A 1,532-nucleotide genomic window follows, 5' to 3' on the forward strand; every position below is an offset into this window, starting at 1 on the left:
TTTCCTTTTTAAAGTCTTTCTTCTTTTTCTTTTAATGTAGAATAAAAGACCTCAGCATTGAACACATCTGCCTGTGATACTTTTCCTACGCTGTATAAAGTATTTGAAAAATCTATTAGATGCTTTGCTACCTTTTCATACTCTTTTATGATTTTTAACTTTTCTACAATTTCCCAGTATCTGAAGGAATTTTTATAAATACTGTAGATAATATCCTGCTTTATATTCTGAAGATAGTAAAATCTTTCATCGTATAGCTTTTTAACGATTTCTTTTTTCACGTCTAACTTTTTAAGCCATGGAATTTTTTGTGAAAATCCTAAGTTAACTGTTTGCATTGGTTCCAATGTTCTGGATAATGGTCTGTAAAAAAGCTGAATATCATTAATTGAAAAGTTTAAAACAGGGTCTTGAAAACTTGAAACAAAAACCTCTTTTTCTTTGTAAGACTTAAGCTCATTTTCTATGGCTTTTAGCTTTGGATTTTCATTTAAAGCTTTACTAATAATACTTTTAATATCTCCTGCATAAACTACATTATATAGTAGTAAAATCCAAAAAATATATTTTCTCATCACATTATCCCGCACAGACAAGTTTTGTATATTATTGAAACAAAAATTACAGCAGTTATAAGAATTATCAAAACATGAATAAATTTAGGTATTTGAACGTTATTTCCTTCTAATATAGTTTTTAATCTATCTTCTGTAAAATTGTTCATCATAGGATTTAAAGATGTTGAGCTTTTAAATTTCAGTAAAGACTTTGCAAGATTAACTGTATCTATGAACTTTAGTGCAAACCTATCAGCATTTGTTTCAAGAAACAGTATATAAGATTTTAAAATTGTATTTTTTATTTTCTCTGGAAACAAAGATAATATAAGGTTAGAAAACAGTATTTTATAACTATCTCCATTAATTAAATGTCCTTTTTCATGCCAGAATATACTTTTTCTTTCTTCTTCAGAAAAATTATCAAGTATAGACTTTGATATTACAATTTTATTTAAAAAGTTAAAGGCAAGTTTTTCTTCTGTATCTATTACTAAAATATTTTTGAGTCTTTTTATTTTTAAAATACTGATGTATTTATTTAATGTGTAAAATCTGTAAAGCTCCTTAAACAGTATATAAAGCATTTTTGATATATAAAAAGACATAAAGAAAAACAGAGCTATATAAAAGAAAATATTAATATGGTCTATCAAATAAACTTTAAATTCCATCACTTTAAAACAGTGAATAACATCAACTAACCAGATTTGAATATTCATTGTTAGATATACATACAAAGCAATATATAAAGTTCCTATGATGGCTATAAATCCAGTAAATTTATCTCTCATTTTCCTTTTCTTCTATAAGTTTTTTTAGTTTTTCTATATCTTCCTTGGATAGATTTTCCACAATACCTTCAAAAGCAGCTATAGCAAGAGAAGGGTCTGTTTTTGTAATATCTTTCACCACTTTTTTAGCAACCATCTTTTCAAACTCTTCCTTTGATATTATCGTGTAGTATCTATAACC

At 25.9% G+C, this 1,532-nt stretch carries 3 protein-coding genes; all 3 read right to left on the bottom strand.

Annotation, left to right across the window (positions count from 1 at the left end; genetic code table 11):
• Positions 1 to 8: 8 nt before the first annotated feature.
• On the bottom strand, positions 9 to 575 hold the full coding sequence (locus HG1285_RS01940) for a TolC family protein (protein WP_008289260.1): 567 nt from the start codon (positions 573 to 575) through the stop codon (positions 9 to 11).
• On the bottom strand, positions 575 to 1,351 hold the full coding sequence (locus tag HG1285_RS01935) for a M48 family metalloprotease (RefSeq protein ID WP_008289261.1): 777 nt from the start codon (positions 1,349 to 1,351) through the stop codon (positions 575 to 577). The genes HG1285_RS01940 and HG1285_RS01935 overlap by 1 nt, the downstream gene beginning before the upstream one ends.
• Positions 1,341 to 1,532: BlaI/MecI/CopY family transcriptional regulator (locus tag HG1285_RS19605; RefSeq protein ID WP_008289262.1), on the bottom strand; the 192-nt coding region annotated here is incomplete at its 5' end. The genes HG1285_RS19605 and HG1285_RS01935, both read right to left, overlap by 11 nt.

It is taken from the genome of Hydrogenivirga sp. 128-5-R1-1, assembly GCF_000171895.1.

What these genes read in the sequence shown, in the direction of transcription:
- HG1285_RS01935 (WP_008289261.1), bottom strand. Translation starts at nt 1,351, where the DNA reads ATGAGAGATAAATTTACTGGATTTATAGCCATCATAGGAACTTTATAT.
- HG1285_RS01940 (WP_008289260.1), bottom strand. Translation starts at nt 575, where the DNA reads ATGAGAAAATATATTTTTTGGATTTTACTACTATATAATGTAGTTTAT.